Source organism: Burkholderia sp. IDO3 (genome assembly GCF_003366075.1).
Taxonomy (GTDB): domain Bacteria; phylum Pseudomonadota; class Gammaproteobacteria; order Burkholderiales; family Burkholderiaceae; genus Burkholderia; species Burkholderia anthina.
This window is the reverse complement of the sequence record NZ_CP028963.1, coordinates 702,221-728,058: the sequence shown is the minus strand read 5'-3', so window position 1 is coordinate 728,058 and position 25,838 is coordinate 702,221. Positions and strand designations below refer to the sequence as shown.

Below are 25,838 nucleotides of genomic sequence, written 5' to 3'. Positions count from 1 at the left end.
AAAAAGACCGGCGCATGTGCCGGTCTTTTTGCGGGAAGCGGCACGCGATCGCGTCCGCCCTGCCCGCCCCGTTGATTCGAACGACCGCCTCAAACACCTGACTCAAACGTTCGTTTCAACCGCCCCGAACACGCGCGCCCACAGCGCCGTCACGGCCGCCCGCTCGTCGGCCACCACGGCCGGATCGACCCGCGCCTTCTCCATCCCGTCGAGCCGCAGCTTGTGCTGCAGCTTCCGGTACTTGCGGTACGCCGCGCCGACGCGCTCGGCCTCGTCCTCGCCCATCAGCCCGAAGCGCGCGACCTCGCGCAACAGCGCGATGTTGCCGGTGTTGCGGATCAGCTCGGCATCGCTCGATGCATGCAGCAGCACCCAGTACTGGACGATGAACTCGATGTCGACCATCCCGCCGCGATCGTGCTTCAAATCGAACAACTCGGTCTGGTTCGGATGACCGGCAAACACCTTGCCGCGCATGTCGACGATTTCCTTTGCGAGCACGCTCCCGTCGCGCGGCGTCGTCAGCACCTGGTGGCGGATCGCCTCGAAGTCCGTGCCGATCTGCGCGTCGCCCGCGCTGTAGCGCGCGCGCGTCAGCGCCTGGTGCTCCCACACCCACGCGGTGTTCGCCGCATCGCCCTCGCGCAACTGGTAGCGGCGGAACGCGTCGAGATCGGTGACGAGCAGCCCGGCCTCGCCGTTCGGCCGCAGCCGCAGGTCGATGTCGAACAGCGCGCCCGCGCCGGTCGCCGTCGTGAGCCACGTGATCAGCCGGCGCGTGAACGTCGTGTAGACGTCCGCCGAGCGCTCGTCGGGATCGTCGTACAGGAAGATCAGGTCGAGATCCGAGGCATAGCCAAGCTCCTTGCCGCCGAGCTTGCCGTACGCGATCACCGCGAACTTCGGCACGTCGCGATGGCGCTTCGCCAGCTGCGACCAGACCACTTCGATCGTCACGTCGAGCACCGCATCGGCCAGCTCGGACAGGCGGTCGCTGACATGCTCGACCGACAACTGCCCGGCCAGGTCGATCAGCAGGATGCGGAACACCTCCGCGTGCTGCGCGTGCCGCAGCAGGTCCATCTGCTGCTCGGGGCCGTCGGCCGCCGCGAGGCGCGCACGCAACGCATCCTTGAACGCGGGCCAGTCGAACGGGCTCGCGATCGCTTCGTCGTCGAGCAGCTCATCGAGCAGTTGCGGGTGGCGGATCAGGTAGCCGCCGCCCCAGCGCGTCGCGCCGAGCACGGACAGCACGCGGTCGAGCGCGGCCGGATATTCGGTCAGCAGCGCCAGATAGACGCCGCGCCGGCTGACCGTCTCGAGCAGGTCGAACAACCGGACGACGGTGTCGTCACGGCGCGCGGCGTCGATCCGTGGCGCGGCTTCGAGCGCGCGCTGCGCGACGCTGTCGAAGCGCTGCCGGCTCTTTTCCGGCAGGCCCGAGTAGCGTGACGACTGCCAGATCGCACGCAGCCGCGCGAGCACCGTGGCCGGATCGGCGAAGCCCAGCCCGCCGAGGCGGGCGAGCAGCGTGTCGTCCTCGCCGTCGTCGGCGAGCGCGCTGCTCCAGATCCACGCGGCCGCCGTATCTTCGCCCGCCGCACAGGGGCCGCCGCCGTTCACCTTGTCGGCGAATATCTGGTCGAACTGCGCTTCGACGAACGTGCGATGGCCATCCAGCACCGTCATCAGCGCCGCGTAGTCGGCAAAGCCGAGCGACGCGGCCAGCGCCGCGCGCTCGTCCGGGTCGACCGGCATCGCATGCGTCTGCGCGTCGTCGCGGTACTGCAGCCGGTGCTCGAGCGTGCGCAGGAAGTTGTACGCATCGGTCAGGCGCTCGCGCACGTCCTCGCCGATCAGCCCGCGCGCCTGCGCATGGCGCAGCACCGCGAGCGTCGGCCGCACGCGGAACTCCGCGTCCTGACCGCCGCGGATCAACTGGAACACCTGCGCGCTGAATTCGATCTCGCGGATCCCGCCGCGCCCGAGCTTGATGTCGTCGGCCTTGTCGGGCCGCATCGACGCGCGGCGCGCGGCTTCCTGGCGAATCTGCTGATGCAGCGAACGGATCGCGCCGATCACGCCGAAATCGAGGTAGCGGCGGTACACGAACGGCTTGACGATCGCCTCGAGCTGCGACTCGAGCCGCTGCGCGGCGTCGCTGTCGCCTTCCGACACGAGCCGCCCCTTGATCCACGCGTAGCGCTCCCATTCGCGCCCCTGCACGTAGAAATATTCCTCGAGCATCCCGAGGCTGCAGACGAGCGGCCCCGAATCGCCGTTGGGGCGCAGCCGCATGTCGACGCGAAACACGTAGCCGTCGGCCGTGACCTCGGACAGTACGCCGATCAGGCGCCGGCCGAGCCGCGTGAAGTATTCCTGCGTGGACAGCGGCGCGCGCGTGCCGCCGGTCGTCTCGCCGTCGTCCTCGTAGACGAAGATCAGGTCGATGTCCGACGACACGTTCAGCTCGCGCCCGCCGAGCTTGCCCATCCCGACCACGCCGAGCACCACGCGCTGGCCGTCGGCGCCGCGCGGCTCGCCGTACATCGCCTCGAGTTCGGCCGACAGCAGCGCGAGCGAGCGCTGCACGGCCGCTTCGGCGAGATCGGTCATCGCGGACGTCACCTCGGCGACGTCCGCGACGCCGCGCAGGTCGCGCTCCGCGACCGCGCCGAACACCTCGGCGCGCAACTGCCGCAGCGCGCGCTTCAGTTGCTCGTCGCTCGGCGCGGCCGAGCCGGCCGGCGGCACGAGCAGCTCGGTCAGGCGCGCGTCGATCTGCGGACGGCCGAGCGGCGCGGCGGCCCATGCGGCGATCTGGTCGGACAGCGCGGGACGCGCGGCAGCCGCACGGGCGATATAGCGGGAGTAGGACGGGCTGATCAGGGCGGAAGCGTCGGTCATCGAGAAGTGGGCCTGGCGGTAAGGCCCGCCGCGCCGGGAAACGCGTGCGCGCCCCGCTGCCGACAGGCCCCATGGACTCGGCGCGGTGTCGCGCGACGCACGTGCGCCGCCGCGAAACCGCGCGCCGGAAAGCCCGTGCCGAGCTGCCGCAACGGCCGCCGGCACGAACCCGTGTGATACATTTCAACGTCAGTCTGCAAAACTACCATATCGCCGCCCGTCCGCCGCATGTCCGACCGTCAGGAATCCGCCGTAGCTGCGCCCGAAGCGGGACCTCCGAAGCACGATCATCCGGTCCTGCGTCGCGTGTTCAGGGTGACGCTGGCGGTCGGGGTCGGCGCTTACTTCGTCGCGTCGGGCGCGTTCCTCGGGCTGCGCTACGTGCTGCTGCCGCGCATCGACGAATTCCGCCCGCGCATCGAGCGCGCGGTGTCCGACAAGCTCCACGCGCAGCTTTCGATCGGCAAACTGTCTCCGCACTGGTCCGGCATGCAGCCGGGCGTCGAAGTCGCCAACCTCACCATCCGTGGCCGTGACGGCCGGATCGCGCTGTCGGTTCCGCATGCGACCGCCGCGCTGTCGTGGATGTCGCTGCTGCGGCTGTCGCCCGCGCTGTCGAGCCTGATCGTCGACCACCCCGATCTGGTGATCGCGCGCGCGGCCGACGGCTCGCTGAGCGTCGCGGGTGTCGGCGTCGCAACCACCCACGGCGGCAGCGACACCTTCGGCACCTGGCTGCTGAAACAGGAAGCGATCGTGCTGCGCAACGGCACGCTGCGCTGGCGCGACGCGCAGCACGATGCGCCCGTACTCGCGCTGTCGGGCATCCGGCTCGCGGTGCTCAACGACGGCCGCATCCACAAAGCCGCGCTGCAGGCGCCCGCGAACGGCACGCTGCTGCTCGGCCCGCTCGATTTCCGCGCACGCTTCACGCACAAGCGGCTCGCGCCGATCGGCAAGCCGTCGAACTGGACGGGCGACGCGTATCTGTCGACGGGCCCCGTCGACCTGCAAACGCTCGGCCGCTATCTCGACCTGCCGCTGACGGCCCATGCGGGCCGCATCGACAACGCGATCTGGGCGACCTTCCAGGACGGCCACCTGCGCTCGGCGGGCGGCGACCTGCAAGGCGCCGACGTCGTGCTGCAGGTGCGGCCGACCCAGCCGCGCCTCAACGTGCCGACGGTCGGTTTCGGCTGGGACATGGCGCTCGACGCCGGGCGCGATTACACGCTGCACCTCACACGCTTCAACGCGGAGCTCGACCAGCCGCCGCTTCCGGACGGCACGCCGCTCGCCCGCTCGCTCGCGCTGTCGACGCTGACCGCCCGCTATCGCGTGCCGGCCGTCGACCAGGGGCAGTTGCTGAGCGTCGTGGGCGATCGCGTCGATCTGGGCATCCTCAGCGAGTTCATTCGCGGGCTGCCGCTGCCGGCGCGCCTGCGCAACGAGCTGATCAAGCTCGATCCGCGCGGGATGGTGTCGAACTATCACATCGAGGTGGAACGCGCGAAGCCGGCGCGGGCCGACCTCGCCGACGAGGAGCGGCGCACCGGCGCCGCGCCGATCGTGCGCTACCGCTTTCTCGGCGACCTGCAGGGCATCAGCGTCGCCGCGCAGGAACCGCCGCCGGGGCTGTCGCCGCGCGGCCACCCGCGCGCCGGCTGGCCGGGCGTCGAGAATCTGTGGGGCCGCATCGACGCGAACGAGACGGGCGGCACCGCGCACTTCGACACGGTCAATGCGGCCGTCACGGTGCCCGGCGAATTCGACGAACCGCGCCTGACCTTCGACCGGCTGCGCGGCAACGCGAAATGGGTCGTCACGCCGGCGCCGGGCGACAAGCACGCGCGCGTCGACGTGACGTTGCCCGACCTGCTCGTCTCGAACCCCGATGCCGAGATCGCCGTGTCGGGCACGTACACGAACCCCGGCCACGGGCGCGGCTCGCTCAACCTGCGCGCGGATTTCGCGCGCGCGTCGGTGGCGCGCATTCCGCGCTACCTGCCGACCGGGATGTCCGATCACCTGCGCGACTATCTCGGCCATGCGTTGCAGGGCGGCCAGGTGACCAAGGGCGCGTCGATCGTCGCCCGCGGCCCGCTCGACAAATTCCCGTTCGAACACGAGCCGGATGCCGGCGTGTTCCACATCGTCGCGCCGTTCACCGGCGGGCGCTTCGAGCCGACGCCCTACCCGCCGCGCAAGCTCGCGAACGGCACGCCGAGCGTCTGGCCGGCGCTCGACGGGATCGACGGCGTGTTCGAGCTCGCGCAGAACAAGCTGCACTTCGACATCGCGCGTGCGCACTACAAGCGCGTCGTGCTGACGAAGGTCATGGGCCGCATCGACGATCTCGGCAATCCGCCGAAGTCGCCGCTCATCATCGACGGCCATGCGCAAGGCCCGCTCGCCGACCTGATCGACTACGCGGACAACAGCTCGCTCGGCACGATGAGCGGGCACATCGGCCAGCGGATCGATGCGCAGGGCCCGGCGTCGCTCGCGCTGAAGATCACGATTCCGCAGCACGTGCCGCATCCGCATACGCACGTCGAAGGCGCGCTCGCGTTCGGCGGCAACACGCTGTCGACCGACGGCGTGCCGCCGCTGTCCGCGCTGCGCGGCAGCGTGCGCTTCACCGAGGCCGGCGCATCGCTGCACGGCCTGTCGGGGCGCTTCCTCGGCGGACCGGTGCGCGCGAGCGGCAAATTCCAGTCGCACGGCCCGTACGCGGTGGACGTCGACGGCAAACTCGCGCTCGACGCCGCGCGCGGCCTGAACCTGCGCGGCCCGGCCGCGGCGCTGCTCGAGCACGTGGTCGGCGACGCGCCGTACCAGCTCGCCGTGCGCGGCGCGCCGGGCCGGCTGCCCGAAGTCACCGCGCATTCCGACCTGACGGGCGTCGCCCTGAACTTCCCGGCGCCGTTCGCGAAGGCGGCCGGCACGCCGATGCCGTTCCACTTCACGCTGCAGCCGGCGGCCCGGACGGACGGCAAGCGCCTCGAGCACGCCGACCTGACGCTCGGCCCGGTGTCCGCGAGCTACCTGCTCGACGCGACGCCCGGCGAGCCGTTGCGCGCGGTGCGCGGCGCGATGGGCATCCACCGGATGCCCGACATGCCGCAGGATGGCGTGAGCGCGGCCGTCGACGTCGACGAACTCGATGCCGACGCGTGGCTCGCGCTGGCCCGCACGCTGCAGCCGGACGCGGCGCGCACGCCGCAACCGCAGCCGCAGGGCACCCCGCGCGTCGACTTCGCGAGCTTCACGCCCAAGCGCTTCGCGCTCCACTTCGGCACGCTGAAGCTGCTCAAGCGCAACTGGGAGAACGTGATCGTCGGCGCGTCGCACGTCGACGAGCTGTGGCAGGCGAACGTCGCGTCGAACCAGGTATCGGGCTATCTGTCGTGGGCGCCGGGCGGCGGCCACAACGGCGCGGGCGTGCTGAACGCGCGGCTCGCGAAACTCGTGATTCCGCAAAGCGCGCAGCACGACCTCGTCGGCCGCGCGATGAACCTGCCGACGCCGACCGACCGACCGATGCCGTCGGTCGACCTGATCGTCGACCAGGTCGTCGCGCACGATCACGACATCGGCCGGCTCGTCGTCAATGCACGCAACATCGACGAGGACGGCGCGCCGGTGTGGCAGCTCGACAAGCTCGAACTGGCGAACCCGGCCGCGAAGCTGACGGCAACCGGCAACTGGCGCACGTCGCGCCGCGCGCTCGCCCGCGGCGTCGACGAAACCGACGCGCCGCGCCGCAGCGTGTTCGACTTCAAGCTCGACATCGGCAATGCGGGCGCGCTGCTCGACCGCGTCGGCCTGCCGCGCACGCTGGCGGACGGCCACGGCACGATAACGGGCAAGGTCGGCTGGCGCGGCGGCCCGACCGCGGTCGACTTCCCGTCGTTCGGCGGCCAGGTCGCGCTCGATCTCGAGCACGGCCAGATCCTGAAGGTCGATCCGGGCGCCGCGAAACTGCTCGGCGTGCTGAGCCTGCAAAGCCTCGCACGCTTCCTGACGCTGAATTTCCGCGACGTGGTCGGCAAGGGGCTGCCGTTCGACAAGATCACGGGTACCGGCCGGATCTCGAACGGGATCGCGCGCACCGACGACTTCTCGATGACGACGGCGCCGGCGAACGTGACGGTGCGCGGCGCGGTCGACCTCGGCACCGAGACGCAGGACCTGCACGCGCACGTCGCGCCGAAGATCGGCGCCGGCACGGCGGCGATCGCGGCCGCGATCATCAACCCGCTGCTCGGCGTCGGCGTGTTGGCCGCGAACTACGCGCTGTCGGAAACGCTGTCGCACGCGTTCGCGCTCGACTACTCGATCACCGGCTCGTGGGCGCATCCGCACATCGAGCGGGTGCAGGGCGATCAGGGTAAGATGAACCACGGGCCGGCCAATGCGGCGAGCCACTGATCCGCGCATGGTGCCGGGCCGCACCCCATTTATTACGCAATCGATCCTGCGATGACCGATCACACCCGTTCCGCCACGCCCTTGCGGGTCGCCGCGCTGCAGATGGTGAGCACGCCGGACGTCGCGAGCAATCTCGCCGAGGCACGCCGCCTGATCGCGGAAGCCGCCGGCGAAGGCGCGCAACTCGTGCTGCTGCCCGAGTATTTCTGCTTCATGGGCTATCGCGACACCGACAAGCTCGCGCTCGCCGAACCCTACCGCGACGGCCCGATCCAGCGCTTTCTCGCAGAGGCCGCGCAGCAACACGGCGTCTGGGTGATCGGCGGCACGTTGCCGCTGAAGGCGCCGGAGCCCGATCGCGTGCTGAACACCACGCTCGTGTTCGACCCGAGCGGCCACGAAGCGGCCCGCTACGACAAGATCCACCTGTTCAACTTCGAGAAAGGCGACGAATCGTTCGACGAGGCGCGCACGATCCGCGCGGGCAGCACGGTCGTCGCGTTCGACGCGCCGTTCGGGCGGGTCGGCCTGTCGGTCTGTTACGATCTGCGCTTTCCGGAGCTGTACCGCAGGATGGGCGACTGCGCGCTGATCGTCGTGCCGTCGGCGTTTACGTATACGACGGGCCGCGCGCACTGGGAAATGCTGCTGCGCGCGCGGGCCGTCGAGAATCAATGCTACGTGCTGGCAGCCGCCCAGGGCGGCAAGCACGAGAACGGCCGGCGCACCTGGGGCCACAGCATGCTGATCGACCCATGGGGCGAGATCGTCGCGGTTCGCGACGAAGGCGCGAGCGTCGTGACCGGCGTCATCGATCCGCAACGCATCGCCGACGTGCGCCAGAGCCTGCCCGCGTGGCGGCATCGCGTGCTGGCCTGAACCGCCGAAGCGCCGCGGCGCTTGAAACGACGCCCGGCCAAACCCATCTGCCCAGAACGCACCCGACAACTTTTTGAGAACCCTCGATACCCGCATGAACATCATCGAACCCGGCATCCGCAACCTTGCGCTGGCGAAGGACATCCTCCTCACGCCGTACGGCCTCGACGAGAGCCTGCTCACGCGCACGATCGCCGACATCTTCACGCATCGCGTCGACTACGCGGACCTGTACTTCCAGGCGACCCGCAGCGAAGCGTGGAGCCTCGAGGAAGGCATCGTGAAGTCGGGCAGCTTCAGCATCGACCAGGGCGTCGGCGTGCGCGCGGTCGCGGGCGAGCGCACCGCGTTCGCTTACTCCGACGACCTGTCGCCGGAAGCCATCGCCCAGGCGGCCGCGGCCACCAAGGCGATCGCGGCGGCCGGCGGCGGCCGCCAGAAGATCAAGGCGGCCGCGTCGCTCAAGGGCATCTCGGGCCGCGACCTGTACCTGCCGTCCGATCCGCTCGCGTCGCTCGACGCGACCGCCAAGGTCAAGCTGCTCGAGCGCATCGAGCAGATGGCGCGCGGCCGCGACCCGCGCGTCACGCAGGTGATGGCAGGCCTCGCGGGCGAATACGACGTCGTGCTGGTCGCGCGCAGCGACGGCGCGCTGGCCGCCGACATCCGCCCGCTCGTGCGCGTGTCGGTCACGGTGATCGCCGAACAGAACGGCCGCCGCGAAATCGGCTCCGGCGGCGGCGGCGGCCGCTTCGACTACGGCTACTTCACCGACGACGTGCTGTCGCGCTACGTCGACGACGCCGTGCACGCGGCACTGGTCAACCTCGACGCCCGCCCCGCGCCGGCCGGCGCGATGACGGTGGTGCTCGGGCCGGGCTGGCCGGGCGTGCTGCTGCACGAAGCGATCGGCCACGGCCTCGAAGGCGACTTCAACCGCAAGGGTTCGTCGGCGTTCGCCGGCCGGATCGGCGAGCAGGTCGCCGCGAAGGGCGTGACGGTGGTCGACGACGGCACGCTGCCGAACCGCCGCGGCTCGCTGAACATCGACGACGAAGGCAACCCGACGCAGTGCACGACGCTGATCGAGGACGGCATTCTGAAGGGCTACATCCAGGACACGCTGAACGCGCGCCTGATGAAGATGCCCGTCACCGGCAATGCGCGGCGCGAGTCGTACGCGGCGCTGCCGATGCCGCGCATGACCAACACGTACATGCTGAACGGCGACAAGGATCCGCAGGAAATCATCGCGTCGGTGAAGAACGGCCTGTACGCGGTGAACTTCGGCGGCGGCCAGGTCGACATCACGAACGGCAAGTTCGTGTTCTCGGCGTCCGAGGCGTACATGATCGAAAACGGCAAGATCACCTACCCGGTGAAGGGCGCGACGCTGATCGGCAGCGGCCCGGAATCGCTGAAGTACGTGAGCATGATCGGCAACGACATGTCGCTCGACTCGGGCGTCGGCGTGTGCGGCAAGGAAGGCCAGAGCGTGCCGGTCGGCGTCGGCCAGCCGACTCTGCGGATCGACAAGATGACCGTCGGCGGCACGGCATAACCGCATCACGGCGCAGACAATCCGCGCATTTTGAAGAAAATGCGCGGATTGTCCGCATTTTCGAGCATCCCTAGTTGCCAGCCGCGCGGCGACGGGGTATAAATTCCGAATCAACTTTTTTGACGAACCAAATCTCCGTCATGTCCGCCAAGTTTTATTTTTACTTTTTTTGGCATCTCAGACCGCTGGCGGATCGAGAGGGTTGATGGCGCGTAAAGCGCAACCGAAATTCCCGAAAAAACCGCCGGCGAACCCGGCGGTTTTTTTTCGCCCTTCGCCAGCCGGTCGCCGCCGCAGTGGATTCCGCGGCCCCGACCGAAACCACTGAATCGCTTGAATTGATGAATCTGCCGCACGCGCACTGACCGAACGGCGCCCCGGAACATTAGGAGAAACAGCATGCCCCCGCACAATACCGACGACGTCCGCATTCGCGAACTCAAGGAACTGACGCCGCCCGCCCACCTGATCCGCGAATTCGCGTGCTCCGAAGCCGCATCCGAGCTGATCTACAACTCGCGCCAGTCGATGCACCGCATCCTGCACGGGATGGACGACCGGCTGATCGTCGTGATCGGGCCGTGCTCGATCCACGATACGAAGGCGGCGGTCGAGTACGCGGGGCGGCTCGTGAAGGAGCGCGAGCGCTTCGCGGGCGAGCTGGAAATCGTGATGCGCGTGTACTTCGAGAAGCCGCGCACGACGGTCGGCTGGAAGGGGCTCATCAACGATCCGCACCTGGACAACAGCTTCAAGATCAACGACGGGCTGCGCACGGCGCGCGAACTGCTGCTGCAGATCAACGAGATGGGGCTGCCGGCCGCGACCGAATACCTCGACATGATCAGCCCGCAGTACATCGCCGACCTGATCTCGTGGGGCGCGATCGGTGCGCGCACGACCGAGTCGCAGGTGCACCGCGAGCTGGCATCGGGGCTGTCGTGCCCGGTCGGCTTCAAGAACGGCACCGACGGCAACGTGAAGATCGCGGTCGACGCGATCAAGGCCGCGTCGCAGCCGCACCATTTCCTGTCGGTGACGAAGGGCGGCCACTCGGCGATCGTGTCGACGGCCGGCAACGAGGACTGCCACGTGATCCTGCGCGGCGGCAAGACGCCGAACTACGACGCGGAAAGCGTGAACGCCGCCTGCGCGGACATCGGCAAGGCCGGCCTCGCCGCGCGCCTGATGATCGACGCGAGCCACGCGAACAGCTCGAAGAAGCACGAGAACCAGATCCCCGTGTGCGCGGACATCGGCCGCCAGGTCGCGGCCGGCGATTCGCGCATCGTCGGCGTGATGATCGAGTCGCACCTGGTCGAGGGGCGTCAGGACCTGAAGGAAGGCTGCCCGCTGACCTACGGCCAGAGCATCACCGACGCATGCATCGCGTGGGACGACAGCGTGAAGGTGCTCGAAGGCCTCGCGGAATCGGTGAAGGCACGCCGCGTCGCGCGCGGCAGCGGGAACTGACGGACGCAAACAGGTTGGCCGCCTGGCGGCAGCTGCCCCCGACAAAAAGCAAAGCCCGGCTCGCGCCGGGCTTTGCTCATAGGCCGGAAAACAGTCGTCAAGCCATCACTCGAGCGCGCCCGAGCCGAAGATCTCCGTATTCACACGCTCCGGCGCGACGCCGAGCGCGACAAGCGCATCGCGCTGCGCCTTCATGAACGCGATCGGGCCGCAGATGTAATAGTCGGCATCCGGCACCAGCGCGTATTGCTGCACGCGCTCCAGCGTCAGGCGCCCTTCCAGATCGTGGTCGACGCCCACGCGGTCGTTCGGGCCGACCAGTTCGTACAGCACCGTACGCTTGACGTTCGCATGCTCGCGCGCCGTGTCGTTCAGCCAGTCGCGGAACGCATGCACCGCGCCCGAACGGCATGCGTGGACGAACCGCACTTCGCGCTTGCTGCCTTCCGCAACCAGCGTCGACGCCATCGACATCATCGGCGTGATGCCGACGCCGCCCGAGATCAGCACGACCGGCGTATCGACATCGCGCTTCAGCGAGAAGTCGCCCATCGGGGCCGTCACTTCGACGATCGCGCCCTCTTCGACGCCGTCATGCATCAGCGTCGACACCTTGCCGGCCGGCACCGCTTCGGCCTTGCCCGATTCGCGCTTCACCGAGATGCGCAGCCACTTGCCGTGCGGCGCGTCGGACAGGCTGTACTGGCGCGGCTGGTCGACACCCAGATCGCCGACGAAGCGCTTCACCGAGATGTACTGGCCCGGTTCGAATTTCGGCGCCGCGCCGCCGTCGGCCGGCGTCAGGTAGAACGACGTGATCTCGTCGCTTTCACGCACCTTGCGCGCGACCTTGAACGGGCGGAAGCCGCTCCACGCCGCGTTCGCGTACAGGTCGGCTTCGGCGCCGATCATGATCCGCGCGAGCTGGCCGTATGCGACGCGCCATGCTTCGAGCGTTTCCGCGTCGACCGCGTCGCCGAGCACCTCGACGATCGAGGCGAGCAGGTTCTCGCCGACGATCGGGTAATGCTCCGGACGGATGTTGAGGCTTGCGTGCTTGTGCGAGATGCGCGACACCGCGCCGCCCAGCGCGCCGAGGTTGTCGATGTTCGCCGCATACGCATAGACGGCCTTCGCGAGCGTTTCGGGCTGGCTGCCGGTCTTCTGGTGCGTCTGGTTGAACAGGTTCTTCAGTTCCGGATGACGCGCGAACATGCGCTGGTAGAAATGCTTCGTGATCGTCGCACCGTGCTCGGCGAGGACGGGGGCGGTGGCCTTCACACGGGCCATCTGGTCAGCGGTGATGTGGGTCATGTTCGTTCTCCGTTAAACATGCACATACAATACATGTTTAAAAATCGACGCCCCTCGGACAAATTGTCGCAGTGCGGAAAAACGACATCGCGCGTCAGCGCACGCGTCCGCGCTCCCACAGCACGTCCGAGCCGCCACCCGCGCGGTTCAGCACGCGCGCCAGCACGAACAGCAGATCCGACAGCCGGTTCACGTAACGCCGCGGCGCATCATTGAGCGTGTCGATGCGACCGAGCGCGACGATCGAGCGCTCCGCGCGGCGGCACACTGTCCGGCACACGTGCGCGAGCGACGCCGCGCGCGCGCCGGCCGGCAGGATGAATTCCTTCAGCGGCGGCAGCGTCGCGTTGTAGTCGGCCAGCCACCGGTCGAGGCGTGCAAGATGCGTGTCGTCCAGCACCGTATGGCCGGGAATGCACAGCTCGCCGCCCAGATCGAACAGGTCGTGCTGGATCGTGACGAGCGCCGTGCGCACGTCGTCCGGCAGCGGCTCGGCGAGCAGCACGCCGAGGTTCGAGTTCAGTTCGTCGACGTCGCCGATCGCGGCGATCCGCGCGTCGTCCTTGCCGATGCGGCGCCCGTCGCCGAGGCCGGTGGTGCCATCGTCGCCCGTGCGCGTGGCGATCTTGCTCAAGCGGTTGCCCATGCGAATGTCCTCTCGTGCGCGGCCGCGACGCGGCCCGGTTGCGTTGGAACGCGATTATCGCAGCCCGCGGCGGGGGCCGCAGCGGACGTTGCAGCGTAGAATGAGCCGACGCCGCGTCGCAGCGGCATCCGTCATACAAGCGATCGATGTGCGGGATCGGGCAGGCGCGATGCGCCGGGTCCGGTCGATCGCAAAGCATGGGCGCGTGGCCGGCGCAACAGCGCCAACTGCGCCCCGCCAAGGAGACATACATGAATCATCCCGCCACGCCGGCCGCCACGCGCCGCCCCCTCCCGCCCGCGATGCTCGATGCGCTGCGCGCCGCCTTCGGCGAGCGCGTGTCGACCGCCGACGCCGTCCGCGCCCATCACGGCCGCGACGAATCGCCGTTCGATCCGCAACTGCCCGACGCCGTCGTGTTCGCGCACAACGCCGACGAAATCCGCCAGGTCGTGTCGCTGTGCGCGCTCTACAGCGTGCCGCTGATCCCGTACGGCGCCGGCTCGTCGCTCGAGGGCCACCTGCTCGCCGTGCGCGGCGGCGTATCGCTCGACCTGTCGGAAATGAACCGCGTGCTGTCGATCAACGCCGAAGACCTGACCGTGACGGTCGAACCGGGCATCACGCGCAAGGCGCTCAACGAGGCGCTGCGCGACACCGGCCTGTTCTTCCCGATCGATCCGGGCGCCGACGCCAGCATCGGCGGGATGACCGCGACCCGCGCATCGGGCACCAACGCCGTGCGCTACGGAACGATGCGCGAGAACGTGCTCGGGCTGAGCGCCGTGCTCGCCGACGGCCGCGTCGTGAAGACGGGTTCGCGCGCGCGCAAGTCGTCGGCCGGCTACGACCTCACGCGCCTGTTCGTCGGCTCCGAAGGCACGCTCGGCGTGATCGCCGAGATCACGCTGCGCCTGCATCCGCTGCCCGAAGCCGTGTCGGCCGCGATCTGCACGTTCCCGACGATGGGCGACGCGGTGCGCACCGTGATCGAGACGATCCAGATCGGCGTGCCGATCGCGCGCGTCGAATTCGTCGACGCGCTCGCCGTGCGCTCGATCAACCGCCACTCGAACCTCACGCTCACCGAAGCGCCGACGCTGTTCTTCGAATTCCACGGCACCGAAGCCGGCGTGAAGGAGCAGGCCGAACTCGTCCAGGCGCTCGCGGGCCAGAACAACGGTCAGGGCTTCGAATGGGCGACCCGGCCCGAAGATCGCACGCGGCTCTGGGCCGCGCGTCACAACGCATACTTCGCGATGCTGCAGCTCAAACCCGGCTGCCGCGCGGTGACGACCGACGTGTGCGTGCCGATCTCGCAGCTCGCCGCGTGCGTCGAGGAAACCGAAGCCGACCTGCGCGCATCGTCGCTGCCCTGCCCGATCGTCGGCCACGTCGGCGACGGCAATTTCCACGTGGCGATCCTGATCGATCCCGACAAACCCGAGGAAATCGACGAAGCCGAACGCATCAACGACCGGATCGTCGAGCGCGCGCTGCGTCTGGGCGGCACCTGCACCGGCGAACACGGCGTCGGGCTGCACAAGATGCGCTTCCTGCCGAAGGAGCACGGCGACAACGCGATCGACGTCATGCGCGCGATCAAGCTCGCGCTCGATCCGCGCAATCTGATGAATCCCGGCAAGATCTTCACGTGTTGAGACGGCAGCGCAGCGTGACGCTGCGCTGCCCGCAGGAGACTCCATGAACGCTTCCGTCGAACTGTCGAGCGCGACGCGCGCGCAGCGCCAGCGCGAAGTCGTGCAGGCGCTGATGGCCGTGCTGCCGACGCATTGCCTGCTGTATCGCAACGAAGACACCGCGCCGTACGAATGCGACGGCCTGTCCGCCTACCGCCGGCTGCCGCTCGCGGTCGCGCTGCCGGAAACCGAATCGCAGGTGCAGCGGATCGTGCAGATCTGCCGCCGCATGGAAGTGCCGATCGTGCCGCGCGGCGCGGGCACGAGCCTGTCGGGCGGCGCGCTGCCGATCGCGAACGGCGTCGTGCTGTCGCTCGCCCGTTTCACGCGCATCGTCGAAGTCGATCCGTACGCGCGCACGGCGACCGTGCAGCCCGGCGTGCGCAACCTCGCGATTTCGGAAGCCTCCGCACCTTACGGGCTGTACTACGCGCCCGATCCGTCGTCGCAGATCGCCTGCACGATCGGCGGCAACGTCGCGGAAAATTCCGGCGGCGTGCACTGCCTGAAATACGGGCTGACCGTGCACAACGTGATGCGCGTGCGCGCGGTCACGATCGACGGCGAGATCGTCGAATTCGGCTCGCTCGGGCTCGACATGCCGGGCCTCGACCTGCTCGCGGTAATGATCGGCAGCGAAGGGATGTTCGCGATCGTCACCGAGGTGACGGTGAAGCTGATCCCGAAACCGCAGACCGCGCAGCTCGTGATGGCGAGCTTCGACGACGTCGTCAAGGGCGGCGAGGCGGTCGCCGCGATCATCGCGTCGGGCATCATCCCGGCCGGGCTCGAAATGATGGACAAGCCGGCCACGCAGGCCGTCGAGGCGTTCACGCACGCGGGCTACGACCTCGACGCGAAGGCGATCCTGCTGTGCGAATCGGACGGCACGCCGGAAGAAGTCGCCGAAGAGATCGTCCGCATGATGGCCGTGCTGCGCGAGCACGGCGCGACGCGCATCCAGGTGTCGCGCAACGAAAGCGAGCGGCTGCGCTTCTGGTCGGGCCGCAAGAACGCGTTCCCGGCCGCCGGGCGCATTTCCGCCGACTATTACTGCATGGACGGCACCGTGCCGCGCCGCGCGATCGGCCCGCTGCTCGCGCGCATCGAACAGCTCGAAACACGCTACGGGCTGCGCTGCATCAACGTGTTCCATGCCGGCGACGGCAACATGCATCCGCTGATCCTCTACAACGCCAACGATCCGGACGAGCTGCACCGCGCCGAGCAGTTCGGCGCCGAAATCCTCGAGTGCTGCGTGGAATTCGGCGGCAGCGTGACGGGCGAGCACGGCGTCGGCATCGAGAAGCTCAATTCGATGTGCGTACAGTTCTCGCCGCAGGAGCGCGACGCGTTCTTCGCGGTCAAGCGCGCCTTCGATCCGGCCGGGCTGCTCAATCCCGACAAGGGGATCCCGACCCGCGCGCGCTGCGCCGAATATGGCCGGCAGCACGTGCGCGGCGGGCTGCTGCCGCATCCGGACCTGCCGCGCTTCTAAGCGCCCCGGAACCTGTCGCGCCGGGCCGGGCCTCCGAGGGGGTCATCCTCCGAGGGGACTGCCTTCGGGGCGGAAAACCTGGGGCGGCCCGGCGGTTTCCCGAAAGCGCCACGCGGTGCGCGATCCGTGCCGGCGCGCGGGCCGCGACGGATCGCCCTGCCCGCGCCGGCCGTGCGCGCAGCGGCGGCTGCATGCCTTCGTGATACGGAGCTTAGGGATAGTCGCGATGTGCATTCGCGCCACCCCGGTACAATCGACCGGACAACAACGAGGCAGCAACAGAACATGGAAGAGGACGACATCGTCGCCGGATGGGCCGAGCGCATCCGGGCGGCCAGTGCCGACGGCCGGCCGCTGCGGATTCGCGGCGGCGGCACCAAGGACTGGTACGGCCAGGCGCTGGACGGCGAAATACTCGACACGCGTGCGTTTCAGGGCATCGTGTCGTACGACCCGGCCGAACTCGTCGTCACGGTCCGCGCGGGCACGCCGCTCGCACAGCTTGAAACCGTCCTTGCCGAGTGCGGCCAGATGCTGCCGTTCGAGCCGCCGCACTTCGGCCGCGCGGCCACCGTCGGCGGCTGCGTCGCGGCCGGCCTCGCGGGCCCGCGCCGTGCGACCTGCGGCGCGCCGCGCGATTTCGTGCTCGGCGTCACGCTGATGAACGGGCGCGGCGAACTGCTGCGCTTCGGCGGACAGGTCGTGAAGAACGTCGCCGGCTACGACGTATCGCGGCTGATGGCCGGCTCGCTCGGCACGCTCGGGCTGATGCTCGACCTGTCGATCAAGGTGCTGCCGGTGCCGGTCGCCGAAGTCACGCTGAAGTTCGAGATGACCGCGACCGACGCGGTGCGCAAGCTCAACGAATGGGGCGGCCATCCGCTGCCCGTGAGCGCGAGCGGCTGGCGCAACGGCACCCTCGTGCTGCGCCTGTCGGGCGCCGAGGCCGCCGTGAAATCCGCGAAGACGCTGCTCGGCGGCGAAGTCGTCGACGCGGTCGAGGCCGAGCGTTTCTGGGCCGGCCTGCGCGAGCACACCGATCCGTTCTTCAACGGCATTCCGCCCGGCTACGCGCTGTGGCGCCTGTCGCTGCCGTCGATCACCGAACCGATGCACCTGCCCGGCACCCAGTTGATGGAATGGGGCGGCGCGCAGCGCTGGTGGATCACCGACGCCGATGCGCAGACGGTACGCATGAGCGCGAAGCAGGCCGGCGGCCACGCGACGCTGTTCCGCGCCGGCGATTCGTATGACCGTAGCGCGGGCGTGTTCACGCCGCTGCCCGCGCCGCTGATGAAAATCCATCGCGGGCTGAAAGCCGCGTTCGATCCCGCGCGCATCTTCAACCGCGGCCGGCTCTACCCCGATCTCTAAGATCTCCAAGATGCAAACCAACCTCGCCGATTTCATCCGCAACACGCCCGACGGCGACGAGGCCGACGCGATCCTGCGCAAGTGCGTGCATTGCGGATTCTGCACCGCGACCTGCCCGACCTACCAGTTGCTCGGCGACGAACTCGATGGCCCGCGCGGGCGCATCTACCTGATCAAGCAGATGGTCGAAGGCGCGCCCGTCACGCGCAGCACACAGCAGCACCTCGATCGCTGCCTCACGTGTCGCAGTTGCGAAACGACCTGCCCGTCGGGCGTCCAGTACGGCCGCCTCGTCGAAATCGGCCGCAAGCACGTCGAGGCGCAGGTCCATCGCCCCGTGCAGCAGCGGCTCGTGCGCCGCGTGCTCGCGAGCCTCGTGCCGAACGCGGCGCTGTTCTCCCCCGTGATGCGGCTCGGCCAGCACGTGCGGCCGCTGCTGCCGAAACGGCTGCGCGACAAGGTGCCGCCGCGCGCGCGGCTGCTCGAATGGCCGCAGCGCACGCATCCGCGCAAGATGCTGATGCTCGGCGGCTGCGTGCAGCCGTCGATGCTGCCGAACATCAACATCGCGACCGCGCGCGTGCTCGATGCGCTCGGCATCGAAACGATCGTCGCGCCCGACGCGGGCTGCTGCGGCGCGATCCGCCTGCACCTGAACTATCACGACGAAGCGCTCGCCGACGCGCGCCGCAACATCGACGCGTGGTGGCCGCATGTCGAGCAAGGCGCCGAGGCGATCGTGATGAACGCATCGGGCTGCGGCGCGACGGTGCTCGAATACGCGCACCTGCTGCGCGACGATCCGGCCTACGCGGAGAAGGCGCAGCGCATCGTCGCGCTCACGCGCGACATCTCGGACGTGCTGCTGGCGTTCGAGGCCGAGATCGCGACGCTCGCGCGGCGCCGCGCGATCCACACCGTTGCGTACCATCCGCCGTGCACACTGCAGCACGGCCAGCAGTCGCGCGGCAAGGTCGAGCGCCTGCTCGAGACGCTCGGCATCGACGTGCGGCTGCCGGCCGACAGCCATCTGTGCTGCGGCTCCGCGGGCACGTATTCGTTGACCCAGCCGTCGCTGTCGTACCGGCTGCGCAAGCAGAAGCTGCTGAAGCTGCAGGCGCTCGAGCCGCAGATGATCGTGTCCGGCAACGTCGGCTGCATCGCGCATCTGCAAAGCGGCACGCAAATTCCGGTCGCGCACTGGATCCAGCTCGTCGAGCATCTGCTGTACGGCTAACGCGGACGGACGGCCCCGCACGGCGCCCCGTCCGTATAATGACCGGATCGATGCGGTGCGTGCCGTGCCGCATTCGCTTCCTGTGCCTGCTTCCGTGTCCGTCATGTCCGATTTCGCCGCCCGTCTCGCATCCGTTCATCGCCGCATCGCCGACGCCGCCCGCGCGGCCGGCCGCGATCCCGCCACCGTCTCGCTGCTCGCCGTATCGAAGACGTTTCCCGCCGACGACGTGCGCGCCGCGCATGCGGCCGGACAACGCGCGTTCGGCGAGAACTACGTGCAGGAATCGATCGACAAGATCGACGCGCTCGCCGACCTGCGCGCCGCGCTCGAATGGCATTTCATCGGGCCGCTGCAATCGAACAAGACGCGCCCCGTGGCCGAGCGCTTCGACTGGGTGCATTCGGTCGACCGGCTGAAGATCGCGCAGCGCCTCGCCGAACAGCGCCCCGCTCACCTGCCGCCGCTGAACGTGTGCGTGCAGGTGAACATCAGCGGCGAGGCGTCGAAGAGCGGCGTCGCCCCGGCCGAGGTCGCCGAGGTCGCGCGCGCGGTCGCCGCGCTGCCAGCCTTGCGCCTGCGCGGCCTGATGGCGATTCCCGAACCGGCGGGCGACACCGACGCGCAACGTGCACCGCATCGCGCGCTACGCGCGCTGTTCGACACGCTGCGCGCCGACGGGCTGCCGCTCGACACGTTATCGATGGGCATGTCCGCCGATCTCGAAGCGGCCGTGCTCGAAGGCGCGACGATCGTGCGCGTCGGCACCGCGATCTTCGGCGCGCGCGACTATTCGCACTGAACCCCACGCTCTTTCCCGTTCACCTACTCGCTCAATTCGACATCATGAAAATCGCATTCATCGGCGGCGGCAACATGGCCACGGCCCTGATCGGCGGCCTGATCAAACGCGGTGTCGCCGCCGACGGCCTGTATGCCATCGACGTCAACGAAGACGTCCGCGCGCGCGCCGCGCAGCAATTCGGCATCCGCACCGGCGCGGCCATCGACGCGACGCTCGCGGAATACGACGCGATCGTGCTCGCGGTGAAGCCGCAAGTGCTGAAGGACGTCGCGCAGGCCCTCGCGCCGCATCTGAAGTCGCAACTCGTGATCAGCATCGCAGCCGGCATCCGCGCCACCGATCTCGCCCGCTGGCTCGGCGACTACGCCCGCGTCGTGCGCACGATGCCGAACACGCCCGCGCTGGTCGGCATGGGCGTGACGGGTCTTGCCGCGCTGCCGGGCGTCGATGCGGCCGGTCGCGAACTCGCATCGAACGTGCTCGGCGCGGTCGGCGAGATCGTATGGTTCGACGACGAAGCGCAACTCGACGCGGTCACGGCGATCTCGGGCAGCGGCCCGGCCTACGTGTTCTATTTCATCGAAGCGCTGCAGGAAGCCGCGCGCCGCCTCGGCATGAACGACGAACAGGGCCGCGCGCTCGCGGTCGCGACGTTCACGGGCGCCGCGCAACTCGCCGCGCAATCGGGCGAACCGGCGAGCGTGCTGCGCGAGCGCGTGACGTCGAAGGGCGGCACGACGGCCGCCGCGCTCGCATCGTTCGATGCGCAGGGCGTGAAGGAAGCGATCGTGCGCGGCGCGCTCGCGGCCGAAGCGCGCGCGAAGGAAATGGGCGACGAACTCGGTCGCGCATAAGCGTCACGACGCCCGCCGGGCTCGCCCGGCAGCGCCAACAAAAAAGCAGCCCTGGGCTGCTTTTTTGTTGACTGCACGCGTGCACGCGCCGCGGCGCGGGGCCGCATCAGTTGCCGGCGATGCCCGCCAGCAGGTAATGCGCGGCGATTCCCGCGAACAGCACGCCGCCGAGCCAGTTGTTGTGCCGGAACGCCGCGAAGCACGGCATCCGCTCGCGATCCTTGATCAGCGTGTAGTGATACAGCGCGCAGCCGGCCGCCGCGGCCCAGCCGGCCCAGTATGCGAGCCCGAAGCCGAGCGTCACGCCGATCCACACGTAGATGCCGAGCGTCACCGCATAGCAGGCCATCACGGCCGCGACGTCGAAGCGGCCGAACGTCAGCGCGGACGTGCGAATGCCGATCTTGATGTCGTCGTCGCGATCGACCATCGCGTATTCGGTGTCGTATGCGACCGACCAGAAAATGTTCGCGATCAGCATCACCCACGCCAGCATGGGTACCGTGTCCTGCACGGCCGCGAACGCCATCGGGATGCCGAAGCCGAACGCGATGCCGAGATACGCCTGGGGAATCGCGAAGAAGCGCTTCATGAACGGATACGAGCCGGCGACGAACAGCGCGACCACCGACAGCTCTTTCGTCAGCGTATTGAGCGGCAGGATCAGCAGGAACGCGAGGAACGACAGCACCACCGCGATCGCGACGGCTTCCCACGCGCGAATCTTGCCCGACGTCAGCGGCCGGTCGGCCGTGCGCTTCACGTGGCGGTCGAAATCGCGGTCGGCGTAGTCGTTCATCGCGCAGCCGGCCGAGCGCATCAGCAGCGTGCCGAGCGCGAAGATCACGAGCAGCGGCCAGCGCGGATGGCCGTCCGATGCGATCCACAGTGCGTTGAGCGTCGGCCACAGCAGCAGCAGGCTGCCGATCGGCTTGTCCATCCGGACGAGCCGCAGGTACAGGGGAAAGCGGGCAAGCATGGCGAAGCACCGGGAAGAGAATCCCGGCATTTTAGAGCCGAGCGGTGGTTCCCGTCATGTCGACACGGCTCGCGCCCGGTTGCCGCCGGGCCCGCATGCGCCGCCGGCGGCCTGATGAGGCCCCTTGAAGCCGCCGCGCGCGGGGCCGTCCGCGGTACGGGCCGATCGCCGCGCTCAGCGGCCGGCCAGCGACGCAATCGCATGCAGCGCCTGCGCGACCAGCTCCGCGGCGCCGCCGATGACGATCGCGAAACCGACGATGCGCCGCGCCAGCTCGCCCGGCGATCGCAGGATGGGCGCCGCGGCCGCGGCACGCATGTTCAGCATCATTTGCGTCATGGTCGTCACTCCTTCAAGAAACAGCGGAAGAAAAAACGGCCGGTCGTGCGACCGGCCGTTTCACGTTACAACGTGACTGCGCTACCGCATCGCGACATTCATGCGAGGTCGAAGCGGTCGAGGTTCATCACCTTGTTCCAGGCCGCGACGAAATCGCGCACGAACTTCTCGTTCGCGTCCGCGCTGCCGTACACCTCGGCGAGCGCACGCAGTTGCGAGTGCGAGCCGAAGATCAGGTCGACGCGCGTGCCGGTCCACTTCACCTGACCCGTCGCGCGGTCGCGCCCCTCGAACACGTCGTTCGCGGCCGACGCCGGCTTCCATTCCGTGCCCATGTCGAGCAGGTTCACGAAGAAGTCGTTGGTCAGCGCGCCCGGACGATCGGTGAACACGCCATGCTTCGCGTCGCCGACGTTCGCGCCGAGCACACGCAGGCCACCGACCAGCACCGTCAGCTCCGGCCCGTTCAGCGTCAGCAACTGCGCCTTGTCGACCAGCAGCGCTTCGGCCGGCGTCTTGTACGCGTGCTTCAGGTAGTTGCGGAAACCGTCCGCCACCGGCTCGAGCACGGCCATCGCTTCGACGTCGGTCTGCTCCTGCGACGCGTCCGTCCGGCCCGCCGCGAACGGCACCGTCACCGCGACGCCCGCACGCTTCGCGGCCTGTTCGACGCCGGCCGCACCGGCCAGCACGATCAGGTCGGCGAGCGACACCTTCTTGCCGCCCGTCTGCGCGTCGTTGAACGCCTTCTGCACGCCTTCGAGCGTCCCGAGCACCGTCGCGAGCGCAGCCGGCTGGTTCACTTCCCAGTCCTTCTGCGGCGCGAGGCGGATGCGCGCACCGTTCGCGCCGCCGCGCTTGTCCGAACCGCGGAACGTCGAGGCCGACGCCCACGCGGTCGACACGAGCTGCGACACGGTCAGCCCCGTTGCGAGAACCTGCGCCTTCAGCGCCGCGACGTCGGCATCATCGATCAGCTTGTGGTCGACGGCCGGGACCGGGTCTTGCCACAGCAGATGTTCGGCCGGCACTTCCGGGCCGAGATAGCGCGCACGCGGCCCCATGTCGCGGTGCGTGAGCTTGAACCAGGCGCGCGCGAACGCGTCGGCGAACTCGGCCGGGTTCTCGTAGAAGCGGCGCGAGATCTTCTCGTACGCCGGGTCGAAACGCAGCGACAGGTCGGTCGTCAGCATCGTCGGGCGGTGCTTCTTCGACGCGTCGAACGCATCCGGAATCACGTCGCCGGCATCCTTCGCGACCCACTGGTGCGCGCCGGCCGGGCTCTTCGTCAGTTCCCATTCGTAGCTGAACAGATGCTTGAAGAAGTCGTTGCTCCACTTCGTCGGCGTCGACGTCCACGTGACTTCGAGACCGCTCGTGATCGCGTCCTTGCCCTTGCCCGTGCCAAACGTACTCTTCCAGCCGAGACCCTGCTCTTCGAGGCCCGCGGCTTCCGGCTCGGGGCCGACGTTCGACGCCGGACCGGCGCCGTGCGTCTTGCCGAACGTATGGCCGCCCGCGATCAGCGCGACCGTCTCTTCGTCGTTCATCGCCATCCGCGCGAACGTCTCGCGGATGTCGTGCGCGGCTGCGACCGGGTCGGGGTTGCCGTCCGGGCCTTCCGGGTTCACGTAGATGAGGCCCATCTGCACGGCCGCGAGCGGGCTTTCGAGGTCACGCTTGCCCGAGTAGCGGCTGTTCGGGCCGCCGCTCAGTTCCAGCCAGATCTTTTCCGAGCCCCAGTACACGTCGTCCGGTTCCCACGTGTCGACGCGGCCGCCCGCGTAGCCAAACGTCTTGAAGCCCATCGATTCGAGCGCGACGTTGCCGGTCAGGATCAGCAGGTCGGCCCACGAGATGTTGCGGCCGTACTTCTGCTTGATCGGCCACAGCAGCCGACGCGCCTTGTCGAGGCTCACGTTGTCCGGCCAGCTGTTGAGCGGCGCGAAGCGCTGCTGCCCGCCGCCCGCGCCGCCGCGGCCGTCTGCCGTGCGGTACGTGCCGGCGCTATGCCATGCCATCCGGACGAACAGGCCGCCGTAGTGGCCGAAGTCGGCCGGCCACCAGTCCTGCGACGTGGTCATCAGCGCGTGCAGGTCCTTCTTCACCGCCGCGAGATCCAGCTTCCTGAACGCCTCGGCGTAGTCGAAATCCTTGTCCATCGGATCGGACAGCGCCGAGTGCCGGTGCAGGACGTTCAGGTTCAGCTGATTCGGCCACCAGTCCTTGTTCGACGTGCCGCCGGCCGCCGTATGGTTGAACGGACATTTCGATTCGGTCGACATGCTTTTCTCCTTTACTTGCTCGTAGGCCCCCACGTGCCGGGCGCGGTTCGTGGAGCATTGCGGGGGGATGAAACGGAACAGGTTGGCCCTGTCGTGCTACGGGGTGTCAGGCGCGGCCTTCGGTGCGGGTTTCGTGACGTCGGACATGCAAGGCTCCCTCATGGCTGGACAGCGGATGAATCGGGGGAACACGGGACCGGCGTGCGGCGGCACTCATCCGCCGTACACACGATCCGCCAGATACGCGAACGCAATCGGGCGCAGGCTGCGGGCCGCGGCCCTGGCTCGATTTACGACCTCGTCGCGCGACGGGATGTTCCGCTGCGCGTGCTGCAATACCGACCGCATCATGACATCCTCCTTTGACGCTTGCATTCAGCGTGCGGATCGGCCGTCGCTGCGACGCCGATCCGTGTAGAAGATTCTATGTGCATCTATCAAATATTTGAATTTAATTAGTTTTATCTATTCGATAGGGAAAAATAAACGGGGTCGCAAGACCCCGTTCATCGTCCGGCACCGGTATGCGTCATGCCCGGTCAGTTCATCGTCGCCGGCATGTCGAGCTTCGCGACGCCCGGCAGATCGCACGCGGCGATCGCCTCGCTGATCGCGTCGATCGCCGGCATCCGCGTGAAGCTCTTGCGCCACACCAGCACGACCCGGCGATCGGGCACCGGTTCGTTGAACGGCACGTACGACAGCAGTTCGGCATCGGGGCCGTTCGCGCGCGGGCCGATCTCGGCGACCGACATGCGCGGCAGCACCGTGATGCCGACGCCGCTCGCAACCATATGGCGAATCGTCTCGAGCGACGAGCCTTCGAAGGTCTTCTGGATGCCGTCGGCCGTCTGCGAGAAACGCATCAGCTCCGGGCACACGCCGAGCACGTGATCGCGGAAGCAGTGGCCGTTGCCGAGCAGCAGCATGGTTTCCTGCTTCAGATCCTCGGCGTCGATCTCTTCGCGCTTCTCCCACGGGTGTCCCGCCGGCAGCGCGACGACGAACGGCTCGTCGTACAGCGGCCGCACCATCAGGCCGGTTTCGGGGAACGGCAGCGCCATGATCGCGGCGTCGATCTCGCCCTGCTTCAGCAGTTCGAGCAGCTTCAGCGTGTAGTTCTCCTGCAGCATCAGCGGCATCTGCGGCACGCGCTGGATCATCTGCTTGACGAGCGTCGGCAGCAGGTACGGCCCGATCGTATAGATCACGCCGAGACGGAACGGGCCGACGAGCGGGTCCTTGCCCTGCTTCGCGATCTCCTTGATCGCGAAGGTCTGCTCGAGCACGCGCTGCGCCTGGGTGACGATCTGGTCGCCGATCGGCGTCACGCTCACCTCGCTCGCGCCGCGCTCGAAAATCTGCACGTTGAGCTCGTCTTCCAGCTTCTTGATCGCCACCGACAGCGTCGGCTGGCTCACGAAGCATGCTTCGGCCGCGCGGCCGAAATGCCGCTCGCGCGCGACCGCGACGATGTATTTCAATTCAGTCAGCGTCATTGTGGGTCAATCAGGGATATACAGGCGATAGGTTTAATTTATACACCGACTGAC

General features: G+C 68.5%; 18 protein-coding genes. 10 read left to right on the top strand and 8 right to left on the bottom strand.

Annotation, left to right across the window (positions count from 1 at the left end; genetic code table 11):
* Positions 1–102: 102 nt before the first annotated feature.
* Positions 103–2,907: a bifunctional [glutamate--ammonia ligase]-adenylyl-L-tyrosine phosphorylase/[glutamate--ammonia-ligase] adenylyltransferase gene (glnE, locus tag DCN14_RS17875; RefSeq protein WP_096505051.1), complete on the bottom strand. Its 2,805-nt coding sequence runs from the start codon at positions 2,905–2,907 to the stop codon at positions 103–105.
* Positions 2,908–3,135: 228 nt separating this feature from the next.
* Here glnE and DCN14_RS17870 point away from each other — a divergent pair, with 228 nt between their 5' ends.
* From DCN14_RS17870 to tldD, 3 genes are all read left to right on the top strand, one after another.
* Complete coding sequence (locus tag DCN14_RS17870; protein ID WP_096505053.1) at positions 3,136–7,341, top strand: AsmA-like C-terminal region-containing protein; 4,206 nt, start codon at positions 3,136–3,138, stop codon at positions 7,339–7,341.
* Between the two features lie 51 nt (positions 7,342–7,392).
* Positions 7,393–8,220, top strand: coding sequence for a carbon-nitrogen hydrolase family protein (locus tag DCN14_RS17865; protein ID WP_096505055.1), 828 nt, complete (start codon positions 7,393–7,395; stop codon positions 8,218–8,220).
* A gap of 94 nt (positions 8,221–8,314) precedes the next feature.
* The gene (gene tldD, locus DCN14_RS17860) at positions 8,315–9,781 is read left to right on the top strand and encodes a metalloprotease TldD (protein WP_096505057.1); all 1,467 of its coding nucleotides are present in this window, start codon (positions 8,315–8,317) and stop codon (positions 9,779–9,781) included.
* A gap of 110 nt (positions 9,782–9,891) precedes the next feature.
* Here the strand turns inward: tldD and DCN14_RS17855 are convergent, their stop codons facing one another.
* Positions 9,892–10,137 carry a hypothetical protein gene (locus DCN14_RS17855; protein ID WP_162826209.1) on the bottom strand — a complete coding sequence of 82 codons (246 nt, stop codon included), beginning with the start codon at positions 10,135–10,137 and terminating at the stop codon, positions 9,892–9,894.
* 43 nt (positions 10,138–10,180) lie between these two features.
* Between DCN14_RS17855 and aroG the strand changes: the two genes are divergently transcribed.
* Positions 10,181–11,254 (top strand): 3-deoxy-7-phosphoheptulonate synthase AroG, encoded by a 1,074-nt coding sequence (gene aroG, locus DCN14_RS17850; RefSeq protein ID WP_096505059.1) that lies wholly within the window; start codon positions 10,181–10,183, stop codon positions 11,252–11,254.
* Between the two features lie 105 nt (positions 11,255–11,359).
* Here aroG and hmpA read toward each other — a convergent pair whose 3' ends face one another.
* Together hmpA and DCN14_RS17840 are read right to left on the bottom strand one after the other, a co-directional pair.
* Complete coding sequence (hmpA, locus tag DCN14_RS17845) at positions 11,360–12,568, bottom strand: NO-inducible flavohemoprotein (RefSeq protein WP_096505061.1); 1,209 nt, start codon at positions 12,566–12,568, stop codon at positions 11,360–11,362.
* A 94-nt stretch (positions 12,569–12,662) separates the two neighbouring features.
* On the bottom strand, positions 12,663–13,214 hold the full coding sequence (locus tag DCN14_RS17840; protein WP_096505063.1) for a cob(I)yrinic acid a,c-diamide adenosyltransferase: 552 nt from the start codon (positions 13,212–13,214) through the stop codon (positions 12,663–12,665).
* A gap of 251 nt (positions 13,215–13,465) precedes the next feature.
* Between DCN14_RS17840 and DCN14_RS17835 the strand changes: the two genes are divergently transcribed.
* From DCN14_RS17835 to proC, 6 genes are all read left to right on the top strand, one after another.
* A complete protein-coding gene (locus tag DCN14_RS17835; protein ID WP_096505137.1) occupies positions 13,466–14,875 on the top strand; it encodes an FAD-linked oxidase C-terminal domain-containing protein in 1,410 nt (469 codons plus the stop codon).
* Positions 14,876–14,918: 43 nt separating this feature from the next.
* Positions 14,919–16,412 carry an FAD-linked oxidase C-terminal domain-containing protein gene (locus tag DCN14_RS17830; protein ID WP_096505065.1) on the top strand — a complete coding sequence of 498 codons (1,494 nt, stop codon included), beginning with the start codon at positions 14,919–14,921 and terminating at the stop codon, positions 16,410–16,412.
* A gap of 285 nt (positions 16,413–16,697) precedes the next feature.
* Positions 16,698–17,786 carry a glycolate oxidase subunit GlcE gene (gene glcE / locus DCN14_RS17825; protein WP_096505066.1) on the top strand — a complete coding sequence of 363 codons (1,089 nt, stop codon included), beginning with the start codon at positions 16,698–16,700 and terminating at the stop codon, positions 17,784–17,786.
* A gap of 10 nt (positions 17,787–17,796) precedes the next feature.
* Positions 17,797–19,023 carry a glycolate oxidase subunit GlcF gene (gene glcF, locus DCN14_RS17820; protein ID WP_096505068.1) on the top strand — a complete coding sequence of 409 codons (1,227 nt, stop codon included), beginning with the start codon at positions 17,797–17,799 and terminating at the stop codon, positions 19,021–19,023.
* 103 nt (positions 19,024–19,126) lie between these two features.
* Positions 19,127–19,825 carry a YggS family pyridoxal phosphate-dependent enzyme gene (locus DCN14_RS17815; protein ID WP_096505070.1) on the top strand — a complete coding sequence of 233 codons (699 nt, stop codon included), beginning with the start codon at positions 19,127–19,129 and terminating at the stop codon, positions 19,823–19,825.
* 44 nt (positions 19,826–19,869) lie between these two features.
* The gene (gene proC / locus DCN14_RS17810; RefSeq protein WP_096505072.1) at positions 19,870–20,682 is read left to right on the top strand and encodes a pyrroline-5-carboxylate reductase; all 813 of its coding nucleotides are present in this window, start codon (positions 19,870–19,872) and stop codon (positions 20,680–20,682) included.
* Between the two features lie 106 nt (positions 20,683–20,788).
* Here proC and ubiA read toward each other — a convergent pair whose 3' ends face one another.
* The 4 genes from ubiA to DCN14_RS17795 all read right to left on the bottom strand — a co-directional run bounded on the left by ubiA (position 20,789) and on the right by DCN14_RS17795 (position 25,784).
* Entirely contained in the window at positions 20,789–21,661 is an 873-nt protein-coding gene (gene ubiA, locus DCN14_RS17805; protein WP_096505074.1) for a 4-hydroxybenzoate octaprenyltransferase, read from the bottom strand.
* A 174-nt stretch (positions 21,662–21,835) separates the two neighbouring features.
* Positions 21,836–22,000 carry a hypothetical protein gene (locus DCN14_RS38430; protein ID WP_172441905.1) on the bottom strand — a complete coding sequence of 55 codons (165 nt, stop codon included), beginning with the start codon at positions 21,998–22,000 and terminating at the stop codon, positions 21,836–21,838.
* Between the two features lie 98 nt (positions 22,001–22,098).
* On the bottom strand, positions 22,099–24,285 hold the full coding sequence (gene katG / locus DCN14_RS17800; RefSeq protein WP_096505076.1) for a catalase/peroxidase HPI: 2,187 nt from the start codon (positions 24,283–24,285) through the stop codon (positions 22,099–22,101).
* A gap of 539 nt (positions 24,286–24,824) precedes the next feature.
* On the bottom strand, positions 24,825–25,784 hold the full coding sequence (locus DCN14_RS17795) for a hydrogen peroxide-inducible genes activator (RefSeq protein ID WP_096505078.1): 960 nt from the start codon (positions 25,782–25,784) through the stop codon (positions 24,825–24,827).
* Between the last annotated feature and the right edge of the window lie 54 nt (positions 25,785–25,838).